Raw genomic sequence first — 22,282 nt, 5'->3', positions numbered from 1 at the left:
TCACGAAGTGGGGGCGGTCTTCTTCGGGCGGCGGCGGACTTCGCCCTGCTGGATGCGGACTGTGGTGCCCGACGGGTCGCGGAAGGCGGAGTCGCGGGGGCCCCAGGGGCGGTCGACGGGTTCCTGGAGAACTTCGGCGCCGGAGGCTTTGACGCGTTCGAAGGTGGCGTCGAGGTCGTCGGTGGTGAAGACGAGCATCGGGAGGATGCCCTTGACGAGGACGGCCTGCAGGGCATCGCCGTCTTCCTTGGAGCGGCCGGCGTGCGGGCGGGACAGGACGTATTCCAGGCCGGGCTGGGTGGGGCTGGTGAGGTTGACCCAGCGTTTGTCGCCGGAACCGAGGTCGTTGACGAGTTCCAGGCCCAGGGCGTCGCGGTAGAAGGCCAGGGACTCGTCGAAATCGAGGACCGTGATCTGGACGTACTGCAGAGCCAGGGAGGCCGGGCGGGGCGGTTCAAAAGGTGTGTTGCACATGAGAATTACGGTAGGCGCGCGGAGGGTCCCAGGGCTTCTCGATTCCTGATCACTGGTGTGCTTGGCTGATCCGATGCGGAAACGGACTCGGCTGACGGTCGGCGGTCTCGTGCTGGTGCTGCTGTGGGGTGAGTGGGCGAACTGGCGCGCCGCACGCCGCGGAGTGGGGTCCGCTCGCGGTGATTCCGAGGTCGTGGTGGTGCTGGGGTATCGCAATTCGGGTGCGCGGGCCAACGCCATGAACCGGTGGCGGGTGCGGGCCGGTTTGCGCTCCATCGACTCCGGTGCGGTCGATAGCCGGGTCCTGTTCTGTGGCGGCGCGTGCGCGGGGCCGCACAGCGAGGCGGCGCTGATGGCCGCGTACGCCAGAGATATTCGCGGGTACCGCGGCGCGTTCGTGTTGGAGGAGAAGAGCCGAAGTACCTGGGAGAACATCTCGTTCGCGATCCCATTTCTGCAGGACGCGGATCGGATCAAGATCGTGTCGGTCCCGCTGCACGCGGAGAAGGCCCGGCGCTACCTCGCGCGGCAGGACCCTGATCTGGCATCAAGGCTCGTTCCCGGCGCGGAGTATCGGTTCGGTGAGTGGATGCCACTGAAGCCGCTGCTCGCGCTCTACGGATTACGGAAGGACGCCCCGGGCCGCTAGCTCGGCGGCGCCGGGCTGGTTTCCGGCGTCGGGGTTGTCGTGAGTGGTTTGATGACCACCGGGTGGTTGACCCGATACGGGACGTTCTCCTCCGCTGTGTTCGCGAAAGCGACGACGCCACCGATGAAAATCGCGAGGCAGGCGCAGGCCCCGAGTACAGGTCGGAAGGCGTTTGCATGTCGGAGGACGTCGCTGAGGAAACCTTGTGTGGGCGCGTCGGACCGACCGCCTTCGTTACCCATCGCGACTCCCACCGACGAACCCCTATGGATTCGATCGGGCGATGCCCGGCGATAGTTACGGCCATTAGGCTCGGCGCATGAAATCTGTGTTGGTGACCGGGGCGGGACGCGGTATCGGTAAGGCGCTTTCGCTACGTTTGGCCGAAAAGGGCTGGCGGGTATATGCCGGAGTGCGAAAGATCGCCGATGGGGAGGCGCTGGCCGCCGAACACTCGGCGATTGTCCCGATTGTGCTGGATATCACCGACGCCGGACAGATCGCCGCACTCGATGAGGTACTGCCCGCTGAGCTGGATGCTGTCGTCAACAACGCGGGCATCGTGGTCGATGGCCCGGTGGAGACGCTCACCGTGGACGATCTGCGGCGGCAGTTCGAGGTGAACGTCTTCGGGACGATCGCGGTGACCCAGGCCGTGCTGCCGCGACTACGGACGAACAAGGGCCGGATCGTGTTCGTGTCCTCGCTCAGCGGGCGCATCTCGACCCCGGGGACCGGCGCCTACAACTCCTCGAAATTCGCGCTCGAGGGCATGGTCGACGCGCTGCGAATCGAGTTGCGGCCGTGGGGAATTCCGGTGTCGATGGTGGAGCCCGGCCCGACCGAAACCGACATGTGGGGCGGGGCGCTGGACATGGTCGACGCCGGCCTGGAACGTCTGACGCCCGCACAGCGCGAGCTGTACGGGCCGCAGCTGGCGGGCATGCGCAAGATGGCGGCGCAGGTCCAGAAGATCGCGGCCCCGGTCAAGACCGTCGTCGACGATGTGGAGCGCGCACTCACCGCGCGTAAACCGAAGGCCCGCTACGTTGTTGGACTGGCAGGCAAGGCGCAAGTCGTCGCCGCCTCTTTCACACCGACACCGGTGCTGGACACGCTCCTGTCCTTCGCGAGCGGCATCAAGCGCCGATGAGCAACGGGGTCACGATCGGGCAGGCGGCGGCCTTCGTCGGCGTCACGGTCAAGACCGTGCGGCACTATCACAAGCAAGGCCTGGTCGAGGAACCCGATCGCGACAGCTCCGGCTATCGCCGCTACGCCTCAGCGGACCTGTTGCGCCTGGTCCAGGTCCGGACGCTGGCCGCGGCCGGCGTGCCGCTGGCCGAGATCGGGCCCCTGCTCGACGCCGACGCCGCGCAGTTCGCCGCCGCGCTCGCAGGCGTCGAACGGGACCTCACCGCGCGGATCGAGGAACTGACCGCCCGGCGCGACACCCTGCACCGGCTCGCCGACGGCAACCGGGCGCTGCTCCCCGATCGCGCGGTGGCACTGCTGGAGCGGATGCCCGGCCTCGGCTTCGCCCCGGAGGAGGTCGCGGCCGCCCGGGAGGGTTGGGTGCTGGCCAAGGCCCTGGTGCCGGAAAGTTTCGACGAATACCTCACGCACCTCGGGAAAGCCCTGGAAGACCCGCAGTTCGTCGCCATCAGCCTGCGCGGTTCCCAGGTCGCGACCTGGGAACCGGATGACCCTCGCATCCCCGAACTCGCGGATACGATGGCAGACCACTACCTGGCCAACCCGGAGCAACTGAAGATCCTGACCGGGATGCAAGCCCGCACCGAAGCCGCGACCCGGTATCGGATCATCGCCCACCACGGCGAGGAGCAGGAGTCCGCCGCGGCGCAGGTGGTCGCGCTCATCGAAGCCAAGCTCCGCGCCGCGGGCATCTACATCCCCAGGCCGGACACACCCTGACAGCTCACCCCTTGACCGGGTACCGCCGATCCAGCTCCATGTTCAACTGCAGCACGTTCACCCGTGGCTCACCGAGGAACCCGATGGTGCGGCCTTTGCTATGTGCCGCAACGACTTCCTGCACCTGGTCGAAGGTGATCCCGCGCACCTCGGCGATCCGCGCGACCTGAATGGCCGCGTACTCGGGCGAGATGTTCGGGTCCAGGCCACTGCCACTGGCGGTCACGGCGTCGGCGGGGACGGCGGAGTCGGCGGGTGCGGCACCACGAATGGGCACGATCCGCCCGGCCGAATAGTCCTCGCCCGGCTTCGCGCATTCCACCGGAACACCCCGGTAGGAGCCGAGGAACGGCGTTGCCGGGCAGGCCTCGTTCACACTGACCACGCGGGTCGGACGCGAGACATCGCCATCCTTATCGCGCGGCCCGATGACCGAAAGCACGGCTCCGACACCCTCTTCGGTGCAGAACGGCCGGGATCCGTCGACCCCCTCACGGTCGCCGATCTCCTTGCTTCGCGTGCACACCTGCGTCAAAAGGCTTTTGCGCGAATCGGTATCGATGATGTCCTCGGGCCCGAGATTGCTCGCGGAGCTGGACATCGGGTCGTACCCGTCACCCGCCGCGGACGGCCGGCTCTGGAAGTACTGCGGCAGCGCCTTGCCGTCGGAATCGGTGAAGGACTGCCCGATCAGGCTGGAGCCCACCACCTTTCCATCGACCCGCTGCAGTGACCCCTCGGCTCCGTCGTGCAGTCCGGGGAGCTGGGCGAAGGCGTAAACCGCCAGGGGATAGACGATTCCGGTGATGGCGGTGAGGACCAATAGTGCGCGCAGCGCGGCGAGATGCTGCCGGATCCAGGTTGACAGTCGCATTTCAGGACATCCCAGGGAGGTGTTGGACGATCAGGTCGATGAGTTTGATGCCGATGAACGGCGCGACGATGCCGCCGAGCCCGTAGATCAACAGGTTGCGGCTCAACAGCTTCGACGCGTTGGACGGCGTGTAGTTCACGCCGCGCAGCGCCAGCGGAATCAGCGCGATGATGACCAGCGCGTTGAAGATGACCGCGGACAGGATCGCCGACTGCGGGCTGTGCAGCCGCATGACGTTGAGCAGGCCCAGGCCTGGGAACAGCGCCACGAACAGCGCGGGAATGATCGCGAAGTACTTGGCGATGTCGTTGGCGATGGAGAACGTGGTCAGCGCGCCGCGGGTGATGAGCAGCTGCTTGCCGATCTCCACGATCTCGATCAGCTTGGTCGGATCGGAGTCCAGATCGACCATGTTGCCGGCCTCTTTGGCCGCCGAGGTGCCGGTGTTCATCGCGACGCCCACGTCGGCTTGGGCCAGGGCGGGGGCGTCGTTGGTGCCGTCGCCGGTCATCGCGACCAGCCGTCCGCCGTCCTGTTCGGACTTGATCAGCGCCAGCTTGTCCTCGGGGGTGGCTTCGGCGAGGAAGTCGTCGACTCCGGCTTCGTCGGCAATCGCCTTGGCGGTCAAGGGATTGTCGCCGGTGATCATGACGGTGCGGATGCCCATACGGCGCATTTCGTCGAATCGCTCACGCATGCCCTGCTTGACGACGTCCTTGAGGTGGATCACGCCGAGTACCCGGGCGGTGCCGTCGACGGCCTCGCCGACGACCAGCGGGGTACCACCGGATGCGGAGATGCCGTCCACGATCGCACCGAGTTCCGGTGGGACCGAACCGCCTTGGGCACGCACCCATTCGGTGACCGCGCTGGCCGCGCCCTTGCGTAACTGCCTGCTGTCGACGTCCACACCCGACATCCGGGTCTGGGCAGTGAATTCCACCCAGTCCGCATGTGTCAGCTCGCCGGGGGAGCGCTCCCGCAGACCGTAGGCCGCCTTCGCGTAGACCACGATGGAGCGGCCCTCCGGGGTCTCGTCGGCGAGGCTGGAAAGCTGTGCCGCGTCGGCCAATTCGGCTTCGGTCACTCCGGGGACCGGATCGAAAGCCGAGGCCTGGCGGTTGCCGAGAGTGATGGTACCGGTCTTGTCGAGCAGCAGCGTGTTCACGTCACCGGCCGCTTCGACCGCACGCCCGGACATGGCCAGCACATTGCGCTGCACCAGCCGGTCCATGCCCGCGATGCCGATGGCCGAGAGCAGTGCGCCGATGGTGGTGGGGATCAGGCAGACCAGCAGCGAAACCAGCGCGATGCCGGTGATGCCGTTGCCGTCCAGCGCCAGGGCGTCGGCGACGCCGGGGTTGTTCTGCTTGGCGTAGATCGCCAGCGGCTGCAAGGTCACCACCGCGAACACGAAGATCAGCGTCAACGCGGCGAGCAGGATGTTCAGCGCGATCTCGTTCGGCGTCTTCTGCCGGGACGCGCCCTCGACCAGCGCGATCATCTTGTCGATGAAGCTGGCGCCGGGCTCCTGGGTGATCTGCACGACGATCCGGTCCGACAGCACCGTGGTGCCGCCGGTGACCGCGGAACGGTCACCCCCGGATTCCCGGATGACGGGTGCGGATTCGCCGGTGATGGCCGACTCGTCCACCGAGGCAATGCCTTCGACCACATCACCGTCACCGGGGATGATCTGCCCGGCCTCGACCACAACGTAGTCGCCGCGCCGCAACTCGGGGGCCGCGACGGATTCCTCCTGAGCGGACGCACCTGGCGACCAGTTCACCAATCGGCGGGCGACGGTGTCGGTCTTGGCTTTTCGCAACGAGTCGGCTTGCGCCTTGCCCCGACCCTCGGCTACCGCCTCGGCGAGATTGGCGAAAATCACGGTGAGCCACAGCCATACGACGATCGCCCACGCGAAGAAGGACGGCTGCGCGATCGCGAGCACGGTCGCCCAGACGGCGCCGAGTTCGACGATGAGCATCACCGGATTGCGCCACAGCGTGCGCGGATCCAGTTTGCGGATCGCGTCGGGCAGTGACTTCAGCATCATCTTGGGGTCGAGCAGGCCGCTCTTCTCGTTCCGCGGTTTCTGCGCGGTGGTCTCGGCCTCTTCTACTGCGGTACTGGACATTTCAGTGGATTCCCTCGGCGAGCGGCCCGAGCGCGAGCGCGGGCAGGAAGGTGAGCGCGACCAGGATGAACGTGACTCCGACGACCATGCCGACGAACTGCGGCCGGTGCGTGGGCAGCGTCCCGATCGACTCGGGGGTCTGGCCCTGCTGGGCCAGCGAACCGGCCAGGGCGAGCACGAAGATGATGGGCAGGAACCGGCCGAAGGCCATGGCCAGCCCGAGCGCGGTGTTGTACCAGTCGGTGTTGGCGGACAGGCCCGCGAACGCCGAACCGTTGTTGTTCGCCGCGGAGATGAAGGCGTACAACACTTCCGAGAGCCCGTGCGGTCCGGAGTTCAGCATCGCCGCCCGCTGCCCGGGCATAGCCATCGCAACGGCCGTCCCCACCAGCACGATCAGCGGGCTGATCAGGAAATACGCAGCGGCGAGCTTGATTTCGCGCGGCGTGATCTTCTTACCCAGATACTCCGGCGTCCGCCCGACCATCAGCCCGGCGATGAACACCGTGATGACCGCGAGGATCAGCATGCCGTAGAGCCCGGAACCCACACCGCCGGGCGCGATTTCGCCGAGTTGCATGTTGAACATCGCCATCATGCCGCCGAGGCTGGTGTAGGAATCGTGGAACGAGTCCACCGCACCGGTGGAGGTCAACGTGGTCGCCGAGGCGAAGGTGGCTGAATTCGATACGCCGAAGCGCTGTTCCACGCCCTCCATCGCGGCGCCGGCCGCGGTCGGCACGGTGCCGTGGTGCTGCAACTGGAAGACGTTCATCAGCGTCACGCTCAGCAGCGCGAGGGTGCCCATCACCGCCGCGATCGCGTACCCCTGCTTGGGTGAGCCGACCATGCGGCCGAAGGTGCGCGGCAGCGAGAAGCTGATCAGCAGAATCAGGAAGATCTCGATCCAGTTGATCCAGGTGTCCGGGTTCTCGAACGGGTGCGCGGAGTTGGTGTTGTAGAAGCCGCCGCCGTTGGTGCCGAGCTCCTTGATCACCTCCTGGCTGGCCACCGGGCCGCCCGGAATGGTCTGCGTTGCGCCGCCGAGGGTTTGGGCCACCTGATCGTGCAGGTGGAAGTTCTGGACGACACCGCCCGCGACCAGCACGAGCGCGGACACAAACGCGATCGGCAGCAGGATGCGCAAGGTGCCGCGCACCAGGTCCACCCAGAAGTTGCCGAGTTCCCCGGTGTGCCGGCGCGCGAAACCGCGCACCAGCGCCATCGCCACGGACATACCGACCGCGGCCGACACGAAGTTCTGTACCGCCAGCCCGCCCATCTGCACCAGGTGGCCCAGGGTGGATTCGCCCGCGTAGTTCTGCCAGTTCGTGTTCGTCACGAAACTGATCGCGGTGTTCCATGCCAGTCCGGCCGTCATCGGGGTGCCGGGGTCGTCGAGATGCCAGGGCAGGTGGCCCTGCAGCAGCAGGAAGAAGTAGAGGAAGAAGACGCTGATCGCGGAGAAGGCGAGCACGCTGCGCGCGTACACCGGCCAGGTCTGCTCGACCTCGGGTTGCACGCCGATCAGGCGGTAGACGACGCGCTCCGCACGAGAGTGCTTGCTGCTGTTGTAGACCCGGTACATGTAGTCGCCGAACGGCTTGTGCACCAGGACGAGCGCGAGGACCAGCGAAGCGAGGAAGACGATCCCCGCGGTAGTCGTGTTCACCTAGAACCTCTCGGGGAAGAGCAGGGCCGCGACCATGTAGATCGCGACGCCGATGGCCAGAATCAGACCGATCAGATTCGCGATCACAGCCGTTCCACCCCGCGCTGGATCAGGCCGAGCAGCGCGAAAACCGCCACGGTGACCACCGTGAACACCACGACAGACATGAATTCCACAACCTCCATTCGCGCTCCGGAGGGGAGCGCGCCAGGGCGAGTCAAGCCGTTGCAGGCGTCCCGGCCGGGTGTCCTGACGAGTCCTTAGCGCCGTGCCCGCGCGCATTGACGATTTCTTGACACCCGGGTCGAGATAGCTGAAAGGATGCCGTCAAAGTTCGAGGACAATTCGTCAACACACCGTAAAGATCCTGGGCAACTCGCCCACCGGGCCCGACAGTGGAGTGCTCACCAGGTCGGATTGTTCAGAGGGGTTCGTTGTGTCAGCTGTCACCATCGCCGTGCTCGCCGGGTTCATCGCTTGTGCGCTGATCATTCGCGGGCTCGAAACACGCGGGTCGATGCGCGCGAGCCGATCGACCCGGCGACGCGCAATGATGGATCAGTGAAACGCGGTCAACTTCGGATCTACCTCGGCGCGGCGCCGGGCGTGGGCAAGACCTACGCCATGCTCGGCGAGGCGCATCGGCGGCTGGAACGCGGCCGCGACGTGGTGGCCGCGGTGGTCGAGACGCACGGGCGTCCCAAGACCGCCGGACTGCTGGAGGGTTTGGAGCGGATCCCGCCGAAGCTGGTGTCCTATCGCGGCACCGAACTACCCGAGCTCGATGTCGAGGCGGTGCTGGCCCGCCACCCGCAGGTGGTGCTCGTCGACGAGCTCGCGCACACCAACGCGCCCGGCAGCGAGCACGAAAAGCGCTGGCAGGACGTGGAAGAGCTACTCGCGGCGGGCATCGACGTGGTGTCCACCGTCAATGTGCAGCACCTGGAGAGCCTCAACGATGTGGTCGAGCAGATCACCGGCATCCAGCAGCAGGAAACCGTGCCGGACGCGGTGGTGCGCGGGGCGGATCAGGTCGAACTGGTCGACATCACGCCGGAAGCGTTGCGGCGCAGGATGTCCCACGGCAACGTCTACAAGGCCGAGAAGGTCGACGCGGCGCTGCGGAATTACTTCCGGCCCGGAAATCTCACCGCGCTAAGGGAATTGGCGCTGCTGTGGCTGGCCGATCAGGTGGATTCCGCGCTGGCGAAATACCGCGCGGACCACAAGATCACGGAGCTGTGGGAGGCCCGCGAACGCGTTGTCGTCGCGGTGACCGGCGGCCCGGAATCGGAGACGGTGGTCCGTCGCGCCAGTCGCATCGCGACGAAATCGAGCGCCGATCTGGTGCTGGTGCATGTGGTGCGCGGCGACGGTCTGGCCGGGGTGTCGACCGAGCGGTTGCACCGGCTGCGCGAGCTGGCGGCGAGTTTGAACTCCAGCCTGCACACCGTGACCGGCGACGATGTGCCCACGGCGCTGCTGGAATTCGCGCGTGAGGTGAATGCCACACAGCTGGTGCTGGGCACCTCGCGGCGCTCGCGCTGGGCGCGGATCTTCGACGAGGGCATCGGCTCGGCGGTGGTGCAGCGCTCCGGCAAGATCGACGTGCACATGGTGACGCACGAGCAAGCCAACTCCGGCGCTCGACGGTTGCCGTTCTCCGCGAAGCAACCGGTGACCGCGTGGATCGGCGCGTTGCTGATCCCGTTGCTGGTCTGCGGGATCTGCATGCTGCTCGATCGCGTCCTGGAACTCGGTGGGCTCAGCGCCCTGTTCTTCGTCGGGGTCGTAGCGGTCGCACTGCTGGGCGGCGTTGTGCCCGCGGTGTTTTCGGCCCTGCTGTCCGGGATGCTGTTGAACTGGTTCTTCGCCCCGCCCCGGTACAGCCTCACCATCTCCGAGCCGGACAGCTTCGTCACTGTTGCGGTGCTGCTCATCGTGGCGGTGGCGGTGGCGGCGCTGGTCGAGGTGTCCGCGAAGCAGACCCGGCAGGCGCGCAAGGCGTCGCGGCAGGCCGAACTGCTGACCATGTTCTCCGGCGCGGTGCTCTACGGCGCGGACCTGCCGAAGTTGCTGGAACAGATCCGCGAGACCTACGGACAGAAGTCGGTGAGCATGCTGTGCGGTGACCGGGTGATCGCCGGGACCGGGGAGAACCCGCCGCAACGGGTTACCGACGCGGACACCACGATCGAGGCCGGTGACGCGTCCAGCTTGCTGCTGTTGTCCGGGCGGACGATCGAATCCGGCGACCGGCCCGTGCTCAACGCGGTGGCCAACCAGGCGGCCGCGTTGGTGCGCCAGGCGCGGCTCGCCGAGGAGGCCGGTGCCGCCGCGGCGTTGCTGGAAGCGGACCGGTTGCGGCGGGCGCTGCTCTCCGCGGTCAGCCACGATCTGCGCACGCCGCTCGCCGGGGCGAAGGCCGCGGTGTCGAGCCTGCGCAGCGACGACATCGAGTTCTCCACCGAGGACACCGCCGAATTGCTGGAAACCATCGAGGAATCCGTGGACCAGCTGACCGCGCTGGTCGGCAACCTGCTCGATTCGTCCCGCCTCGCAGTCGGGGTGGTGACACCGCAACTGCGGCAGGTGTACATGGACGAGGTGGCGCATCGGGCGCTGGTGAGCGTCGGCATGGGCGCGCGCGGTCTGCGCCGGGCGGCGATGAATCGGGTGCGGGTGGAGGTCGGCGAGGTGTCGGTACGCGCCGACCCAGGTCTGCTGGAGCGTGTGCTGGCCAACCTCGTCGACAACGCGCTGCGGCACTCGCCCCGGGACACTCCGGTCCGGGTGACCGCGGAAACCACCGGCAACCGGGTGTCGATCGCGGTGGTGGACACCGGACCAGGGGTCGCGCCCGGCAGCGAAGAGCAGTTGTTCGAACCGTTTCAGCGCCTCGGCGACCGCGACAACACCACCGGTGTCGGCCTCGGACTGTCCGTGGTGCGCGGCTTCGTGGAGGCGATGGGTGGCACAGTGCACGCCGAACCGACCCCGGGCGGCGGCTTGACCATGCTGGTGGACCTGCCCGCGGACGACAGTTCGGCCGCGGCCGCCACCGGCGAGTTCGTGGAGCTGCGCGGCGGCTCGGTCCGCGCGGCAAGGAACCGGCAATGACGACAGAGGTGAGTGGACTCGCGATGACAGACAAGACCGCGGCGCCGCCGCCGACCAAGGTACTGGTCGTCGACGACGAACCGCAGATCGTGCGCGCCCTGCGCATCAACCTGTCGGTGCGCGGCTACGAGGTGATGACCGCGGGCACCGGCACGGCAGCCTTGCGCATCGCCGCCGACAAACATCCCGATGTGGTGATCCTCGACCTCGGCCTGCCCGACATCGACGGGATCGATGTGCTCGCCGGCTTGCGTGGCTGGACCTCGACGCCGGTGATCGTGCTGTCGGCTCGCACCGACTCCGCCGACAAGGTCGAAGCGCTGGACGCGGGCGCCGACGACTACGTGACCAAACCCTTCGGCATGGACGAACTGCTGGCTCGGCTCCGGGCCGCGGTGCGCCGCGGCGCGGGCGATCCGGGAACGCACGAACCCGTGGTCGAGACCGCGTCGTTCACGGTCGACCTGGCCTTGAAGAAGGTCACCAAGAACGGCGCCGCCGTGCATCTGACGCCCACCGAGTGGGGCATGCTCGAGATGCTGGTCCGCAATCGCGGCAAGCTCGTCGGGCGCAAGGAGCTGCTGCGCGAGGTGTGGGGACCGGCCTACGCGACCGAAACCCATTATCTGCGGGTGTATCTGGCGCAGTTGCGGCGCAAGCTCGAGGACGATCCCGCGCACCCCAAGCACTTGCTCACCGAGGCCGGGATGGGGTACCGGTTTCAGGAATAGGAATGTGTCAGTTCTGGCCGACGTTCCTACGCGTGCACTGGATGACCTCGACGAGATGGCAGGATCGTGACCATGGCTGAAGAAACCCCGACCACCCTGTGGGTCGAACGCACAGGTACCCGGGCCTACACCGGCCGCAGCTCGCGCGGCGCGGAAGTGCTGATCGCGAGCCAGGGCGTGCCCGGCGCGTTCACCCCGGGTGAGCTGCTGAAGATCGCGCTGGCCGGCTGCTCCGGTCTGAGCGCGGACTTCACGCTCTCGCGCCGCCTCGGCGACAACTTCGACGCGACCATCCGCGTCTCCGGCGACGCCGACCGGGAGAACGAGGTCTACCCGCAGCTGGACGAGCAGTTCGAACTCGACCTCAGCGAACTCGACGACGCCACCCGGGACCGGCTGCTGGTCGCGGTGCAGCGCGCGATCGACAAGGCGTGCACCGTCGGGCGGACCCTGAAGGCGGGCACCAAGGTCAACCTGAACTTCGACGTCGACGCCTAGATGGACGGCGTCCGGCTGAGCGCGTGGGTGCACGGCACGGTGCAGGGAGTCGGGTTCCGCTGGTGGACCCGCTCCCGCGCACTGGAACTCGGGCTGAGCGGGTATGCCCGCAATTCGCGGGACGGACGCGTCCATGTCATCGCCGAAGGATCGCGGGCGGCCGGGGAGAAGTTGCTCGGCCTGTTGCGTTCCGGTGAAACACCTGGCCGGGTGACCCTGGTTGTGGAAAGCTGGGAGCCCGCGCGGGGTGATATGTCCGGATTCGAGGAGCGGTAGTGAGGGCGGATCGGTGAGCACGCAAAACCCGGGCGACGGTGAGCCGGACAAGACGGAACCGCAGCGCCCCGAACTCGCGCTGCCACCCGAGGAACCCCGGTTCGGCAGCATTCAGCGCCAGGAACCCGGCCGTACCCAGCCGCGCCCGCCGACCGTGGCCGAGTCGCGCGCCCGGGACAAGGCGCGCAAGAAGGCCGATCAGGAGCGCCGCGCGGCCGAAGCCGCCGAGGCAGCCAAGAAGAAGACCCGCAAACGCGTACTGATGGGCAGCGTCGCCGTCGTCGGCGTCGCCGGGCTCGTCGGCGGCGGATACCTGGTCTACAAGGCTGTCAACAAGCCCGACCAGGTCACCGCGTCCTGCGTGCAGATCGATCAGAACGGCAAGGAAGTCGTCGTCCCCGACGACAAGTGCGGTCCCGGCCGGCAGAACTTCAGCGACAACGACGGCTGGCACGGCGGACTCGGCGGGCTGATCATCCTCGGCGGCTGGCCGCAGTATCGCTACTACTACGGGGGCACACCGACCATCGGGCAGGCGCCCGCCGGCGGCAGCACCGTCAAACCCAAGGGCGCGGAGATCAAAACCAAGAGCGGCACCACGGTGCAGCGCGGCGGGCTCGGCAGCAAGAGCTCGGGCGGGGGGTCCTAGTGCGGCGGGTACGCGGAACGCCCAGGCCTGGATGGAAGAAGATCATCGAGGAGCAGGGCCTCGTCTACGGTTCGCCCGGCCGCGATGCCAGTGGCCAGCCCCGCCCGTATTGGGACGAGTCGGTGCACTACGAGTTCGACATGGACGAAATCCTCGCGCTGGAAGCGGATGTCGAGCTACTGCACTCAATGTGCCTCAACGCCGTCGAGCAGGTGATCCTGACCGAGCGCTTCCGGGATTTCGGTCTGCCCGAATGGACTTGGGCGCCGATCACCGAATCCTGGCGGCGCAGTGACCCTTACGTGTACGGGCGGTTCGATCTGCGCTACGACGCGCGCCGGCCCGCGAAACTCCTTGAGTACAACGCGGATACGCCGACCTCACTGCTGGAGGCGGCGATCATCCAGTGGCACTGGCTGACCACGCAGTATCCCGGCGACGATCAGTGGAATTCGTTGCACGAGAAGCTCGTCGAGCGGTGGACCGAGTTGCGGGATGTGCTGCCCTCGGCGCAGCTGCATTTCGCGTGGTCGTCGGCCGATGGCTCCGGCGAGGACAACGTCACCACGGCTTACATGCAGGAGACCGCTGCCGAAGCCGGGTTCGACACCATCGCGCTGCCCATCGAGGAAGTCGGATTCGACACCGAGCTGGATCGTTTCGTGGATCTGGCCGAGGCGCCGATCGAGTCCATCTTCAAGCTCTACCCGTGGGAGTGGGTGCTCGACGACGACTTCGGTAAGCGGGTGATCGCGAGCCTGCCCGCGACCATGTGGGTCGAACCGCTGTGGAAGACGCTGCTGAGCAACAAGGCCATCCTCGCCGTGCTGTGGGAGATGTACCCCGGGCACCCGAATCTGTTGCCCGCCTACCTCGATCAGCCCAATGAGCTCACCGAATACATTCGCAAACCGAAACTGGGCCGCGAAGGCGCCAATATGACGATCGTCGGCGCGGGGCTGGAAACCGCGACCGGCGGCGTGTACGGCGCCGAAGGGTTCGTCTACCAATTGCTCGACCCGCTACCGGAATTCGACGATATGCGACCGGTCCTCGGTGCTTGGATGGTCGGGGACAGTTCCGCGGGCCTCGGCATCCGCGAGACCGCGGGCTTGATCACCGACGACGGCGCCGCCTTCGTTCCCCACCGCATCCCCACCACTTAACTGTTCCCGGAAGGACTTTCGATGACCACACTTGCCCTCGAGCAGGACTACTGGCGCCTGCTCGGCGAAGGCGTCGGGGCCATCATCCTGTACGCGATCATCGGCCTGGCACTGATGTTGATCGGCTTCTACGCCATCGATCTCACCACCCCGGGCCGGTTACGCGGCCTGGTCGCCGAGGGCAAGCCCAACGCCATCGTCGTCACCGCCGCGGGCATCATCAGCATGGCGTTCATCGTGGTGATCGCCATCTACACCTCCGGCGGCGACCTGCTCGAAGGCCTCATCGCCTCCACCGTCTTCGGCCTCATCGGCATTGCCGCACAGGTCCTTTCGGTGCGCGTGCTGGAGCGTGCCATCGGCATCGACATCGGCAAGGCGCTGCACGCGGATACCTTCACCCCCGCCTCCCTCGCTGTCGCGGCCGCTCATTTCGCACTTGGCCTGGTAGTTGCTTTCGCGATCTTCTGAGTCGCCTCGCGCGCTTCTGAGATCGAAACCGGTCCGGGTCGGCGGCGACCTGCTCGTCTGGGGCGCCACGGTGGCGGGCGCGGCCGGGATCGCACTGCACTTCAGCCGGTCGTCGTGGCGCTGGCTGGTTTTCGCCGCGTCGGTCGCGCCGTACCTGATGTGCGCCGCACTCGTGGCGGCGCTGGCGTTTACGGTCCTCAGGCGCTGGGCCGGGGCAGCGGTGGCGGTCGTGGTGACCGCCGCCGCGGTGTGGACCCAGCTACCGCTGTACGTCAGCGACTCGGGCACCGAGAACGGCCCCGAGCTGACGGTCATGCAAGCCAACCTGCTGTTCGAAGGTGCTGACCCGCGTGCCCTGGTCGAGGAGGTCCGCACCCGCCGCGTCAGCATCTTGACCGTCAACGAACTCACCCCGGCGGCCCTCGACGATCTCACCCGCATCGGCTTGGATCAACTCCTGCCTTACCGCTATGTCTCCCCGGGTAGAACCGCTACTGGCACCGGCATCTGGAGCGCCTACCCGCTCACCGACACCATCGAATACGACGGCTACGTCCTGAATCAACTCTCCGCCACCGCAACACTTCCCGGCACCGGCCCGGTTACCGTCTACGCCTTCCATCCGGTTCCGCCGATCTACGGCACCGACGTCTGGGCCGACGAACTTTCCCGCCTCCGCGCGATTCTCGACCGCGCCCCCGCCGGCCGACCCGCCATCGCGGGCGGCGACTTCAACGCCACCTTCGATCACTTCCAGTTCCGCGCAATGCTTTCGGGCCGCTTCCACGATGCTGCCGAACAATCCGGTGCCGGACATCTGGTCACCTATCCCACGGACAAGCTCTACCCACCCGTCGTAGGCATCGACCACATCCTCCTTGCCGACGCCCACGCCACCGAGGTGGAAACAGTCTCCCTGCCCGGCGCCGACCACCGTGCCCTGGTAGCTCGCCTCCGGCTGGCGTCCCCCTCCGCCTAGCGTGCCTCCCAGGGCAACTCGACCGAACGCCAGTGCGGCGCATCGAAATCGTCTCCGGCATCGATGCGGTCGCGATGCCGCACCACTTCGGTCGTCGAGCCATTGCCCGTGATCGAATTCGGCTGGGCCTGGGTCAAAGGCCGGACGAGTCGGCCGGGCACCTCGTAGCCTGGTACTCCACGGTTATGCGACTCGGGAGTTGCGATGGCCTACGAACTCAGCGCGGTGATCGGCGAATTGGCGTTGCTCGAAGCGATCGGCCGCGAAAACGGCGTCCCCGTCATCCCGCTCGCGCAGGGCTTCGCCCTGATCCCGCTCACCGACGAAATCACGACCGTCCTGCTGGCGCCGAGCCGCCGCTTCGAAGAAGTGCTGCGCAAATGGTCGACCCGCGGCCCGGTCATCTACGCCTGGTCCGAAATGCATGCCGGCCTAGGCGTTCAAGCCGCCACTATCTGGGAAAACGGCGCCGTCGCTTACCACGAAACCGGATACCCCAGCCACGGCCCGATCTCCATCGCCCTGCAACGCCTGGGCGTGGCCGGTGCCACCGACCGCCGTGACGAATTCGACCTCGTCGGCCTGGGTCGCCATCGCCGCACCAGCGCCTGGCTCCCGGCTCCGCCGGACTGATTCCATCTGCGCCGGACTGATTGCAGCTGCGCGCGCTCCCGGCCGCTGCCCCGTGGCACTGCGGGCAAACGGCTAGGGCGCACGCAGGGGTGCCGTCAGTGGCCGCGCGCGAGCCAGTCGGCGAGGGACGGCTTTTCGGTGCCGATGGTCGTGGTGTCGCCGTGGCCGGTGTGGACCGTGGTTTCCTCCGGGAGCGTGAGCAGGCGGTCGCGGATCGAGTCGATGATGGTGTCGAAGTCGGAGTAGGAGCGGCCGGTGGCGCCGGGGCCGCCGGAGAACAGCGTGTCGCCGGTGAACAACGCCGCAAGGTCCGGGGCATGCAGGGAGACCGAGCCGGGGGAGTGGCCCGGGGTGTGCAGGATGTCGATATCGGTGCCCGCCACCGTGATTCGTTGCTTGTCGGCCAGGGATTGGTAGTCGACGTCGGGATGGGTCATGCGCCAGAGGACTTCGTCGGCGGGGTGCAGAAAGACGGGCGCATCGAAGTGGCGGGAGAGGTTGGGTGCCACTGTGATGTGGTCGTTGTGGGCGTGGGTGCAGAGGATGCCCACAACCTGGCGGTCGCCCACCGCGTCGACGATGGGTTCGGTGTCGTGCGCGGCATCGATGATGAGGACCTCGGTGTCGTCGCCGATCAGCCAGATGTTGTTGTCGACGTCCCAGGTGCCGCCGTCGAGGGCGAAGGTGCCCGAGGTGATGACGCGGTCGATGCGACTCACAGGACCACCACCGAGCGCAGGACCTCGCCCGCGTGCATGGCGTGGAAAGCCTTCTCGACCTCGTCGATGGTGATCCGCTCGGAGACGAAGCGATCCAGTGGGAGGCGGCCCTGCCGGTACAGGTCGATCAGCAGCGGGAAGTCGCGTTCGGGGAGGCAGTCGCCGTACCAGGAGGACTTCAGCGCACCGCCGCGGGAGAACATGTCGATCAGCGGCATCTCGAGCGTCATGTCGGGCGTGGGGACGCCGACCAGGACGACGGTGCCGGCGAGGTCACGACCGTAGAAGGCCTGCTTCCAGGTTTCGGGGCGGCCGACCGCCTCGATGACGACATCCGCGCCGAAGCTGTCGGTGAGTTCCTGGATGCGTTCGACAACGTCCTCCGACGACGCGTCGATGGTGTGGGTGGCGCCGAACTCCTTGGCCCACTCCAGTTTCCGGGCATCGCGGTCGATGGCGATGATGGTGCGGGCACCGGCGAGGCGAGCGCCCGCGACGGCCGCGTCGCCGACGCCGCCACAGCCGATAACCGCCACAGTGTCACCGCGCGAGACGTTTCCGGTGTTCATGGCGGCACCGATACCGGCCATCACGCCACAGCCGAGCAGTCCGGCGACGGCCGGGTCGGTGCCGGGATCGACCTTGGTGCACTGCCTTTCGTGCACGAGGGTCTTATCGGCGAAGGCGCCGATACCGAGGGCGGGGCTGAGTTCGGTGCCGTCGGCGAGCGTCATCTTCCGGCTGGCGTTGCTGGAATCGAAGCAGTACCAGGGGCGCCCGCGCTTACAGGCTCGGCATTCGCCGCAGATCGCACGCCAGTTCAGCACCACGAAGTCGCCGGTTTCGACGTGGGTGACCGCGCTGCCCACCGTCTCCACGATGCCCGCCGCTTCGTGACCGAGCAGGAACGGGAACTCGTCGTTGATCCCGCCCTCGCGGTAGTGCAGATCGGTGTGGCACACGCCGCAGGCCTGCACGCGCACCACGACATCGTGCGGGCCGGGATCCGGGATCACGATATCGACGAGTTCGACAGGGGCGCCTTTACTGCGGGCGACGACGCCGCGCACGGTCTCGGACACGAACAACCTCCTCGATCAACGTGCCAACGGCGGCACCGGTCCCATATTGCCGTGCGCATGCCTGCAAGTCACACCAATCGGACCCGACCCGCGGCGGGGCCCGGTCACGGGCACCAAGATGGAGAAAGCACCACAGGCGTAGTGAAAGGAAACCGCTCATGGGAACTCTGGATGGCAAAGTCGCCCTCGTCTCCGGCTCCGGCCGCGGCATCGGCCGGGAGATCGCGCTGAAGCTGGCCTTCGAGGGCGCGAAGGTGGTGGTCAACGACCTCGACGCCGGCCCCGCCAAGGAGACCCTGGCGGCGATCGACTCCGGTGGCGGCCAAGCGGTTTCGTGCATCGGCAGCGTCACCGACGAGGGTTTCGCCGAACGCTTCGTACAAACCGCCGTCGACGAGTTCGGCGGCCTCGACATCATCGTCAACAACGCCGGCTACACCTGGGATTCGGTAGTTCAGAAGATGACCGACGAACAGTGGGACGCCATCCTCGACGTCCACCTCAAGGCACCCTTCCGCATCCTGCGCGCCGCCCAACCGGTAATCAGCGGCCTGGCCAAACAGGCAAAAGAGAACGGCGAACCGGTGCCGTGCCGCAAGGTAGTCAACATTTCCTCACTGGCAGGCACGGGCGGCAATGCGGGACAGGCGAACTACTCCGCCGCCAAAGCAGGCATCATCGGCCTCACCAAGGCAATGGCCAAAGAATGGGGCCGCTACAACGTCACCGTCAACGCCGTCGCCTTCGGCATGATCAAAACCCGCCTCACCGACGCCCCCGCCGGCGGCAGCACCATCGACATCGAAGGCAAAGAAATCAAAGTCGGCGTCAACCCGAACCTGATCACCGCCATGGAACAGATGATCCCCCTGGGCCGCAGCGGCACCCCTCGCGAGGCCGCAGGCGCCGTCTACCTCTTCACCCTCCCCGAATCCGACTACGTCAGCGGCCAAACCCTGGTCTGCGGCGGCGGCTTCAACCTCTGACGTCGCTGCGCTCCCAATCGACGACCTGATCGATGAGCCATTGCGGCTCATCGGTCGGGAGGTCGTGGCCCGAGGTCGGATGCACCCGCAGGGGTGCGCCGGTCTTTGTTGCGATTGCAACCGAACACTTGTGGGAGACAAGGCGATCGCCGGTCGAGGTGATCACCAGCATCGGCGTGGTCGTCGTCGGAGTCATCCGGAAGGTGATCCCGGCGCGTAGCTGATTGAGCTTGCTGGCGCGGGAGGGCGCGGCTTCGCGCTGCCACTGCGCCCATTGCTTGCCGAGCGAATCCAGTTCGGCGTCTGGCTTGTTCGAGGAGATGCCCAGGACGGTGCGTTCGAACTTGTCGGGGTCGCCGAGCTCGCCGCGCGCGACACTGCGGAAAAGCCTTGTCAGGAACGCGGGTTGGGCACGGTCCCACAGTGTGGCCGTATTGCCCGCCGAACTGTTGATGACCACGGCGCGCTCGAATTCGCCCGGGTAGCGGGCGATCCAGTCCAAGGTCACCATGCCGCCCAGCGAGATCCCCATGATCGACCACTTCTCGGCGCCGCGCAGCTCGCCGAAGCGGGCTCGGATGTCGTCGGTGATGGCGGCGATGCGGGCCGGGGAGGTGCGGTGATGCTGGCTGCCGAACCCGGGCGGGTCGATCGTGTGCACCTCGGTATTCATTGCGGCCGCGAACTTCTCGGGGAAATCACCCCAGTGCCTGGCATCGCGGGTGAGTCCGCGGATGAGCAGCCATTTCATCGAGACATCGTCACATCGTCCGGCTGGCCGGGCAATGGGCATGGTGACAGAACCTATTGACATTCCATTGTGGAGGGTTCAGTATGGAGTCACATTCCAATGTGGAATATGGACTCCGAAGGAACCCAACATGGACATCACCTCCGGCACCCGCGCCTCCGACGCCGAACGCGACAATGTCGTAAACCTCCTCGCCCGGCACATGGCCGACGGCCGCCTCGACCTGGCCGAATACGACAAGCGAGTGGCTCAGGTCTACGCGACCACCACCCGCGAAGACCTCGACTCGGTACTCACCGACCTGCCCAAGCTCTCCAAAGAAGCCCCCGGCGGCTTCGCCAAAGCCGCGTCCGCCCGGCGCTACCCGATCTGGCAGCAGATCGAAGCAAGCTCGTGGCTCGGCGTCAGCCTCCTGGTGCTGGGGATCTGGGCCGCCATCTCTCTCGGCGTCGGTGAGTTGACGTACTTCTGGCCAGTCTGGGTAATCGGCCCGTGGGGTGCGGTGCTGGCGTTCCGCATGCTCACCGGCTTCGAATCCGGCAAGTGTCACGCAGTGCGGCGCTGATCGCCTACCGCTCACAGAATTGGTGGTGACCCACCATGCTGGTAATTCATATCGTCTCCGGCACCCTCGGCCTCCTGCTCGGCCCGGCCGTCATGTGGCTGGACAGCAGAGGCCGTGGTCGCCTCGCCGGTTATGCCTACGTGTGGACGGTCGTAGTCATCTGCGCCTCGGCGACCGTGCTGGTACTGACCGTCCGCCACGACCTGTGGTGGCTGATCCCCGTCTCCGTCCTCACCCTCGGCCTGACTCTCCTTGCCCGCCAGGCCCTTTCGCATCGCGGCACCGGCTGGAGCCATGCCTACGTACACGGGCAGGGCGGCTCCTACATCGCCCTGATCACCGCCACGATCGTGGTGAGCTTTGCTCTCGAGGCCGGCCCGCTGACCGGTCCGAGTCAACTCATCGCCTGGCTCGGACCGACAATCATCGGCACCCCACTGATCGAACTCTGGCGGCGCAAGCTGGACTGTCAGCGTCCGTGGCGCGAACGAGACTGGGTTGCGCGAGGGGTGTCGTCGTAATCCACGTCGTAGTCGTGCCGCGAGTCGAGACGATTGAGCGGGACCTGGACCGGGCGGTCGGTGACAGCTTGGCCGCGGCGTGCGGTGCGATCAGGTGCGGGACGAGCGGGTCGATCGGAATCGTTGCGGCTCGGGCGCTCCCGCCGAACCGGCGCCGAGCGGTCGGACGAGCGCTGCGGGGGCAGGTCCGGTTGGGGACGCCGGCTGCGCCGCGGCGAATCTTCGCGCAGGTCCGGGAGGCGTTGCTCGGGTCGAGCACTCACCTCATCCCGTCGGGGCTGTGAACTGCGACGTGAGGGCGCGGGCTGATCGACGGAGGGGCGTTTCCGCGGGGCTCGCGAGGTGGTCTGCTCGAACTCCGGACGCGAGCGCCGGGGTGGAGTCTCCGGCTCGAGATCCGGTTCGACCTGGCGGCGACGCGGCAGCTCACTCGCCGGCTGGGAATTGCGCTGCCGCTCAGCAGCCCCGGCGCGCTGACGTGGCGCTTCCGGACTCGCGATCCGGCTTCGCGGGGACGCCTTGGGTAGACCCAGCTTCATCACCGGAAGTTCGCGGGTGACCTCGGTGGGGTTGTCACCCTTCTCCCGATACGTCGCGGGCACCTCCTGTGCGCGCAACCACGCACCCGGGTCGTCGCGGCCGTTCCGATCCAGTTGCGGGATGGTCTTTTCCAGCAGTTTCAGCAGGTCACTGCCGTCGTCGCCGAGGGCGGCACGGATGGCGGGGAAGGCGGCGGGGCGGAAGGTCCAGGACCATTCGTAGTCGGTCTCCAGGTCGCGCCCGTGCAGGACGAGGTTCCCCGAGCGGGCGATACGACCGCGGATGATCCGCTCCTCGGTTTCGAAATGCAGGCCTGCGGTGCCGGTCTTGCCATTCCGTGCGGACCGCTCGTCGATCATGATCTCGAACCACGCCGCGCCGATTCCGGCCATGCCGAAAGCCGCCGCGAGCAGGATCTCCACCCAGACGTCGGAAAACATCGAGCTCCTGCTGCTTTCACAGGCATAGAGGAACAGCAGGCTCCCGACGACGAGCGCGGCGATCCGAGCGAGCCGGTAGCTGGTGCTGGTCCCGAACAGGGGTGGCATCGGCGGATACTCCCGAATGACTGACCATTTCGAGCGACCTGACAAGCAGTCGCAAACGGTGCGCTGGCAAATCAGGGTGGATGGTATGTGCCCAGGGTGTCCGGTACCGGGATTTGGTGATCACGGGTTGGCATCGAATCTGAATGTGTCAGCTGACCAGTTTCGGCAAACCTTCCGCACACCGAAATGTGCCTGTGCCCGGGCGAACTCGATAGTCTGGTGCGAGTCGCCGCCGTCGAACCCGTGATGCGCTCCCCGCGTACCAGACGGTCGGTGCGGGGTGGATATCATGGCTGGTCGCCC

The 22,282-nt window shown here is 66.9% G+C and carries 26 protein-coding genes; 15 read left to right on the top strand and 11 right to left on the bottom strand.

All coding sequences use genetic code 11. The annotated features are described in order from the left end of the window. A complete protein-coding gene (locus IBX22_RS08035; protein ID WP_194814680.1) occupies nucleotides 1–474 on the bottom strand; it encodes a VOC family protein in 474 nt (157 codons plus the stop codon). 73 nt (nucleotides 475–547) lie between these two features. Between IBX22_RS08035 and IBX22_RS08030 the strand changes: the two genes are divergently transcribed. From IBX22_RS08030 to IBX22_RS08020, 3 genes are all read left to right on the top strand, one after another. Beyond that, nucleotides 548–1,123: a YdcF family protein gene (locus IBX22_RS08030; RefSeq protein ID WP_194814679.1), complete on the top strand. Its 576-nt coding sequence runs from the start codon at nucleotides 548–550 to the stop codon at nucleotides 1,121–1,123. A 319-nt stretch (nucleotides 1,124–1,442) separates the two neighbouring features. Continuing rightward, nucleotides 1,443–2,276: an SDR family oxidoreductase gene (locus IBX22_RS08025; protein WP_194814678.1), complete on the top strand. Its 834-nt coding sequence runs from the start codon at nucleotides 1,443–1,445 to the stop codon at nucleotides 2,274–2,276. Then, nucleotides 2,273–3,058 carry a MerR family transcriptional regulator gene (locus IBX22_RS08020; protein ID WP_194814677.1) on the top strand — a complete coding sequence of 262 codons (786 nt, stop codon included), beginning with the start codon at nucleotides 2,273–2,275 and terminating at the stop codon, nucleotides 3,056–3,058. Before IBX22_RS08025 ends, IBX22_RS08020 begins: the two co-directional genes overlap by 4 nt. A 4-nt stretch (nucleotides 3,059–3,062) precedes the next feature. Here the strand turns inward: IBX22_RS08020 and IBX22_RS08015 are convergent, their stop codons facing one another. The 5 genes from IBX22_RS08015 to IBX22_RS07995 are packed head-to-tail and all read right to left on the bottom strand — an operon-like array spanning nucleotide 3,063 to nucleotide 7,929. Next, the gene (locus IBX22_RS08015) at nucleotides 3,063–3,932 is read right to left on the bottom strand and encodes a potassium-transporting ATPase subunit C (protein WP_194814676.1); all 870 of its coding nucleotides are present in this window, start codon (nucleotides 3,930–3,932) and stop codon (nucleotides 3,063–3,065) included. Between the two features lies 1 nt (nucleotide 3,933). After that, nucleotides 3,934–6,072: a potassium-transporting ATPase subunit KdpB gene (gene kdpB / locus IBX22_RS08010; protein ID WP_194814675.1), complete on the bottom strand. Its 2,139-nt coding sequence runs from the start codon at nucleotides 6,070–6,072 to the stop codon at nucleotides 3,934–3,936. 1 nt (nucleotide 6,073) lies between these two features. Further along, nucleotides 6,074–7,744 carry a potassium-transporting ATPase subunit KdpA gene (gene kdpA, locus IBX22_RS08005; RefSeq protein ID WP_194814674.1) on the bottom strand — a complete coding sequence of 557 codons (1,671 nt, stop codon included), beginning with the start codon at nucleotides 7,742–7,744 and terminating at the stop codon, nucleotides 6,074–6,076. After that, nucleotides 7,745–7,831 (bottom strand): K(+)-transporting ATPase subunit F, encoded by an 87-nt coding sequence (kdpF, locus tag IBX22_RS38500; RefSeq protein ID WP_194815670.1) that lies wholly within the window; start codon nucleotides 7,829–7,831, stop codon nucleotides 7,745–7,747. Continuing rightward, nucleotides 7,828–7,929: a potassium-transporting ATPase gene (locus tag IBX22_RS07995; protein WP_228538250.1), complete on the bottom strand. Its 102-nt coding sequence runs from the start codon at nucleotides 7,927–7,929 to the stop codon at nucleotides 7,828–7,830. Before IBX22_RS07995 ends, kdpF begins: the two co-directional genes overlap by 4 nt. Before the next feature lie 376 nt (nucleotides 7,930–8,305). Between IBX22_RS07995 and IBX22_RS07990 the strand changes: the two genes are divergently transcribed. The 8 genes from IBX22_RS07990 to IBX22_RS07955 all read left to right on the top strand — a co-directional run bounded on the left by IBX22_RS07990 (nucleotide 8,306) and on the right by IBX22_RS07955 (nucleotide 15,634). Then, nucleotides 8,306–10,864 (top strand): sensor histidine kinase KdpD, encoded by a 2,559-nt coding sequence (locus tag IBX22_RS07990; protein WP_194814673.1) that lies wholly within the window; start codon nucleotides 8,306–8,308, stop codon nucleotides 10,862–10,864. Beyond that, nucleotides 10,861–11,595, top strand: coding sequence for a response regulator (locus tag IBX22_RS07985; RefSeq protein ID WP_305082251.1), 735 nt, complete (start codon nucleotides 10,861–10,863; stop codon nucleotides 11,593–11,595). Before IBX22_RS07990 ends, IBX22_RS07985 begins: the two co-directional genes overlap by 4 nt. A 72-nt stretch (nucleotides 11,596–11,667) precedes the next feature. After that, nucleotides 11,668–12,093, top strand: a complete 426-nt coding sequence (locus tag IBX22_RS07980) for an OsmC family protein (RefSeq protein WP_194814672.1) — start codon at nucleotides 11,668–11,670, stop codon at nucleotides 12,091–12,093. Beyond that, on the top strand, nucleotides 12,094–12,369 hold the full coding sequence (locus IBX22_RS07975; protein ID WP_194814671.1) for an acylphosphatase: 276 nt from the start codon (nucleotides 12,094–12,096) through the stop codon (nucleotides 12,367–12,369). Nucleotides 12,370–12,478: 109 nt separating this feature from the next. Continuing rightward, entirely contained in the window at nucleotides 12,479–13,018 is a 540-nt protein-coding gene (locus IBX22_RS07970; protein ID WP_309234582.1) for a hypothetical protein, read from the top strand. Continuing rightward, on the top strand, nucleotides 13,018–14,184 hold the full coding sequence (locus tag IBX22_RS07965) for a glutathionylspermidine synthase family protein (protein WP_194814670.1): 1,167 nt from the start codon (nucleotides 13,018–13,020) through the stop codon (nucleotides 14,182–14,184). The genes IBX22_RS07970 and IBX22_RS07965 overlap by 1 nt, the downstream gene beginning before the upstream one ends. Nucleotides 14,185–14,205: 21 nt before the next feature. Next, nucleotides 14,206–14,655, top strand: a complete 450-nt coding sequence (locus IBX22_RS07960) for a DUF350 domain-containing protein (RefSeq protein WP_194814669.1) — start codon at nucleotides 14,206–14,208, stop codon at nucleotides 14,653–14,655. 70 nt (nucleotides 14,656–14,725) lie between these two features. Continuing rightward, on the top strand, nucleotides 14,726–15,634 hold the full coding sequence (locus IBX22_RS07955; protein ID WP_309234480.1) for an endonuclease/exonuclease/phosphatase family protein: 909 nt from the start codon (nucleotides 14,726–14,728) through the stop codon (nucleotides 15,632–15,634). Here IBX22_RS07955 and IBX22_RS07950 read toward each other — a convergent pair. Next, nucleotides 15,631–15,771, bottom strand: coding sequence for a hypothetical protein (locus IBX22_RS07950; protein WP_194814667.1), 141 nt, complete (start codon nucleotides 15,769–15,771; stop codon nucleotides 15,631–15,633). The two genes, IBX22_RS07955 and IBX22_RS07950, sit on opposite strands and share 4 nt — an antisense overlap. Before the next feature lie 67 nt (nucleotides 15,772–15,838). Between IBX22_RS07950 and IBX22_RS07945 the strand changes: the two genes are divergently transcribed. Beyond that, the gene (locus tag IBX22_RS07945) at nucleotides 15,839–16,267 is read left to right on the top strand and encodes a hypothetical protein (protein ID WP_194814666.1); all 429 of its coding nucleotides are present in this window, start codon (nucleotides 15,839–15,841) and stop codon (nucleotides 16,265–16,267) included. Between the two features lie 95 nt (nucleotides 16,268–16,362). Here IBX22_RS07945 and IBX22_RS07940 read toward each other — a convergent pair whose 3' ends face one another. Together IBX22_RS07940 and IBX22_RS07935 are read right to left on the bottom strand one after the other, a co-directional pair. After that, on the bottom strand, nucleotides 16,363–16,986 hold the full coding sequence (locus IBX22_RS07940; RefSeq protein WP_194814665.1) for an MBL fold metallo-hydrolase: 624 nt from the start codon (nucleotides 16,984–16,986) through the stop codon (nucleotides 16,363–16,365). Continuing rightward, nucleotides 16,983–18,068: an S-(hydroxymethyl)mycothiol dehydrogenase gene (locus IBX22_RS07935; protein WP_194814664.1), complete on the bottom strand. Its 1,086-nt coding sequence runs from the start codon at nucleotides 18,066–18,068 to the stop codon at nucleotides 16,983–16,985. Before IBX22_RS07935 ends, IBX22_RS07940 begins: the two co-directional genes overlap by 4 nt. A gap of 158 nt (nucleotides 18,069–18,226) precedes the next feature. Between IBX22_RS07935 and IBX22_RS07930 the strand changes: the two genes are divergently transcribed. Beyond that, entirely contained in the window at nucleotides 18,227–19,054 is an 828-nt protein-coding gene (locus IBX22_RS07930; protein WP_194814663.1) for an SDR family NAD(P)-dependent oxidoreductase, read from the top strand. On the opposite strand, the gene IBX22_RS07925 is transcribed toward IBX22_RS07930, so the two are convergent. After that, the gene (locus tag IBX22_RS07925) at nucleotides 19,044–19,805 is read right to left on the bottom strand and encodes an alpha/beta fold hydrolase (RefSeq protein WP_194814662.1); all 762 of its coding nucleotides are present in this window, start codon (nucleotides 19,803–19,805) and stop codon (nucleotides 19,044–19,046) included. The two genes, IBX22_RS07930 and IBX22_RS07925, sit on opposite strands and share 11 nt — an antisense overlap. A gap of 130 nt (nucleotides 19,806–19,935) precedes the next feature. Between IBX22_RS07925 and IBX22_RS07920 the strand changes: the two genes are divergently transcribed. Together IBX22_RS07920 and IBX22_RS07915 are read left to right on the top strand one after the other, a co-directional pair. Next, entirely contained in the window at nucleotides 19,936–20,370 is a 435-nt protein-coding gene (locus IBX22_RS07920; RefSeq protein ID WP_194814661.1) for a DUF1707 domain-containing protein, read from the top strand. A gap of 35 nt (nucleotides 20,371–20,405) precedes the next feature. Then, nucleotides 20,406–20,891, top strand: coding sequence for a hypothetical protein (locus IBX22_RS07915; RefSeq protein ID WP_194814660.1), 486 nt, complete (start codon nucleotides 20,406–20,408; stop codon nucleotides 20,889–20,891). Here IBX22_RS07915 and IBX22_RS07910 read toward each other — a convergent pair. Continuing rightward, on the bottom strand, nucleotides 20,840–21,979 hold the full coding sequence (locus IBX22_RS07910) for a hypothetical protein (RefSeq protein WP_194814659.1): 1,140 nt from the start codon (nucleotides 21,977–21,979) through the stop codon (nucleotides 20,840–20,842). The two genes, IBX22_RS07915 and IBX22_RS07910, sit on opposite strands and share 52 nt — an antisense overlap. Nucleotides 21,980–22,282 lie beyond the last annotated feature (303 nt).

The sequence above is a fragment of the Nocardia sp. XZ_19_385 genome, from assembly GCF_015355755.1.
In the GTDB taxonomy this organism is placed as follows: domain Bacteria; phylum Actinomycetota; class Actinomycetes; order Mycobacteriales; family Mycobacteriaceae; genus Nocardia.
The sequence above is the reverse complement of the archived record's forward strand: the minus strand, read 5'-3'. Positions and strand labels throughout refer to the sequence as shown.